This is a genomic window from Moorena sp. SIO2C4 (assembly GCF_010672485.1).
GTDB classification, from domain to species: Bacteria; Cyanobacteriota; Cyanobacteriia; order Cyanobacteriales; family Coleofasciculaceae; genus Moorena; species Moorena producens.
In genome coordinates, this window is the sequence record NZ_JAAHGN010000780.1 from 1 (window position 1) to 3,663 (window position 3,663).

The 3,663-nt window shown below is 47.6% G+C and carries 3 protein-coding genes; all 3 read right to left on the reverse strand.

What is annotated here, in order from left to right:
* On the reverse strand, window positions 1-724 hold a 724-nt coding region (locus F6K20_RS28905), incomplete at its 3' end, for a cation diffusion facilitator family transporter (RefSeq protein ID WP_287296977.1).
* Between the two features lie 197 nt (window positions 725-921).
* Entirely contained in the window at window positions 922-2,043 is a 1,122-nt protein-coding gene (locus tag F6K20_RS28910; RefSeq protein WP_229414365.1) for an HAD family hydrolase, read from the reverse strand.
* 342 nt (window positions 2,044-2,385) lie between these two features.
* Window positions 2,386-3,663 (reverse strand): sulfatase-like hydrolase/transferase (locus tag F6K20_RS28915; RefSeq protein ID WP_287296979.1); only part of this gene is annotated, 1,278 nt, incomplete at its 5' end.

Below are 3,663 nucleotides of genomic sequence, written 5' to 3' on the forward strand. Positions count from 1 at the left end.
TCCAGACAATTTTTAGTAACACTGCTGTGATCACTAAACCAATCACGGGATCGGCCCAGGAATAGCCCAGGGCAACCCCCACAGCGCTGACCAACACTGCCAGACTGACTAGACCATCAGCCATAGCGTGATACCCATCAGCAATCAGGGCAGCGCTATTGATTTCCCGGCCAACCCGAATCCGGAAAAGAGCCACAACTTCGTTGCCAATAAAGCCCACGATGGCCGCAATTGCCAGGGCTCCCAAATGATGCAGGGGCTGAGGATGGTAAAATCGCTCCACAGACTCATAGGCGGTAATCACGGCACTCAACAGCACAATCACCACAATCATCACCCCGGCCAAGTCTTCCAATCGAGCAAAGCCATAGGAAAATCTGGCGGTTGGCTTGCGTCGCGATACTAGAAACGCCACCCCCAAGGGCACAGCAGTCATCGCATCCCCCACGTTGTGAATTAGATCGGCCAGGAGAGCGACACTGCCAGAGAGCCAGAACACCACTGCCTGCAAAATTGCAGTGATCACCAAGCCCACCAGAGACCATTTTACCGCCCAGATGCCCCGAGCAGAGCTAGCAATTTCGGGGTCGATCACCCCGTGGGTGTGGCTATGATCACCATGGTGGTGATGGGGATGGGGATGGTGATGGTGGTGATCTTCCACCTCTGCTTTTGGGAGTTGAGGGATATCATCGGTGGGGATAGACGTAGAAATTTGTGTCATAATACTTTTCCAGACAGGACATCCATCTGAGGATATGGATGGTAAGGGGGTTTTAGCACCAAAAGGTAAATTGTGATTTGGAAAGTTTGGGGTTATGTTACCAGTAAGACCCAGGAAATATCTGTGATATAATGCCGAAGCAATAGCAAATAAACAGCACCTATTTATAATAGCTATTTGTTTAATTCAACAGTAAATTATCGAGTAACCTCCTGAATTATTCTGTCCCAAAAATCCTCTTTACTGATATCTAATTCAGATGCTGTCTGGGCTTGATCGATTTCTTCTCCAGACACTGTTCCGAAATCCTCTTTACTGATATCTAATTCAGATGCTATCTGGGCTTGATCGATTTCTTCTCCAAATACTGTTACAAAATCCTCTTGCATACTGATAACTGTCCAACCACGCTCATTGGCCTCATCAAAAACCGGATCATCGTATGGACAGTCAATGCCAGCTTCTTCAGCATAGGGACATTCACGGGGATCATTATGGTGAAGCAGCATCATTAAAGCTGGACCTTGGTCATCATCAGTGTAGTCAAGCATTTGTAAATCACCACTGGAATTACCAACCGCCATAATTGGTTTTTTGCCAATGTAGCGGTCAATCCCCACTGGTTTACCTGCTTTATCGTTAAAGGGTTGCACCAGTTCTCGCTTCTTGAGCAAGACATAAGTTCCATCCTCTTCTGGGTCAATATACTCGGTTTGGGTGGTACTACCAATGATGTTTTCAGGGGGAATACCGTAGGCATCTTCCGCAAAGGAGCGAATGAAATCCGTTCCACCCCCAGAGCAAATATAGACCTTGAAATCATTACTTCTGAGATAATTGACCAGTTCAACCATGGGCTGGAAGGTCAGCTGGATGTATGGAAAGCCAAGGTATGGATGATTTTGTGTATCCAGAAATTCCCTAGCTTCCTGTTTATAATCTTCCGGTGTCATTTCCGGTAATTCGAGATCTGCTAGGACGACTTCCTTTTCAGTTAAAAAACCAAGTGTTTTAAGATCTGACAATCCATTGCCTAGCCTAGATTTTATAAATTCCCCCTGAATAAGGGGTTTTTCAGTCCACAGGGTTCCATCATTATCAATCGTGACAATGCGTCCCCTCGGAGGAACGTAATTACAACTGTTAGGATTGGTAACCTCTTCCACAAAGTTAACAATCGTGTCTTTAGTCGTACCCTCATTCCAAGACACTAACGGGTCATAGTCCGCAGCAGCAGGGGGACATGCCACAAAGCCTCCTAGGCAAAAGACTGATAACAGAATTGAGAAGAAAACTACAAAGGTTCTTTTTTTCATCATCTAAGAGCTGAATTACTTTGTGCCAACCAAAGACATCTTTAACTGAGAGGTTGTCTGAGAAGTCTCATTTGCTACATCCAAGCCCCCGTTGGTCCCCCAATTTTGGGGGACTTTTAGCAGCAAATTGATTCTTGTTCCCCCCAGAATTGGGGGGCTAGGGGGGCAAAATTCAGTATAAAAAAACTTTTCAGATATCCTCTGAGGTAATGTATCTGGTTGATATAGCACTACGCATTAAGGTGTTTGACATTGATACAAGCAGCAAAAGCTGTTACAGTAAACTGTTTCCTTTTGCCTCTTGCCTAAAGCCCTTGCGCGTAGCGCTATATGCCCTTTTACCCCTTAGTCAAGGGAATAGGTTTCAATCTGATCAACAATGTCGTCAATGATTTCGTTAGGATTGAAACCAAAAGGAGGTTGACTGGGAGGATACTCTTCAAACGTATCCAGGTACTTCTGCACAAGCCCTACCGGTGGCAGCAACAAGTAATTCCGGCGAGACCACCAGTCATTGTAGTTGTTGGAATCGGTATCCCCGCGCTCGTAGGGATCCCGACGCAAGTTAAACAGCTTCGGAACTCGCAGTTGCACAAACGGCTCCCGCCAGACATCAAAATAGTGAGCCCGTTGTTCCGAAAAGACTATTTTCCAATCCCCAATGCGAACCCCTGGCAGTTGACCCTCATCATTGAAGTAGATGAATCCCGGACGCTGTCCCTTTTGGTTCTCGGGATCGGTCAAATAGGCCAACTGATTGAACCCATCGAGATAGGTTCCACAGAGGTTTGTGGGTTCATCTTCCGGACAGGGCTGCTTCAGGGTTTCGTTGATGTCATCCACGCCAACAGCCGCCATCAGGGTTGGCACCCAATCTAAGTGAGAGAAAATCTCATGGGATACGGTTCCAGCGGGGATATGACCAGGCCAGCGCACGAGTGCTGGAACGCGGTAGCCGCCTTCCCAGTTGGTGTTCTTCTCACCCCGGAAGGGACTCAGACCGCCATCAGGCCATTGATTGTAATGGGGGCCGTTGTCTGTGGTATAGATGACAATCGTATTGTCTTCAATGCCCAGCTCCTTCAGCAGGTCGAGCAACTCTCCTACATGGCCATCGTGCTCTAGCATGCCATCACCGTAGAAGCCCTGACCGCTGATTCCCTTGACCTCATCACTAATATGGGTATAGAAATGCATCCGGGTGGAGTTAAACCAGGTCAAGAAGGGCTTCTGGTTTTCCACCGCTGTTTCAATGAACTCCTTCGTCCGGTCTAGGAATTCCCGATCTACGGTCTTCATGCGCTCAATGTTGAGCGACCCGGTATCATAACATTCCTGATAGCCCAACTCGCCAAAGCGTTTTGAATAGTCTGGATCTCCAATGATCGGTTCCTCGTGATATTCACCAGGCGTTGCTTTGCAATCCAGAACTCCGCGAGGTCCAACATTTTTGGCAAACCAGCCATCTGGTCCGCCGGGATAGTCCGAATTCTCCGGCTCTTCTTCTGCATTCAAGTGATAGAGGTTGCCCAAGAATTCGTCAAAGCCATGGACTGTGGGCAGAAACCGGTTGAGATCCCCCAGGTGGTTTTTGCCAAACTGCCCCGATGTGTAACCCAAGGA

Bases quoted from the DNA above. Each gene is read 5' to 3' on its own strand.
- F6K20_RS28910 (WP_229414365.1), bottom strand. From the start codon at position 2,043: ATGATGAAAAAAAGAACCTTTGTAGTTTTCTTCTCAATTCTGTTATCA.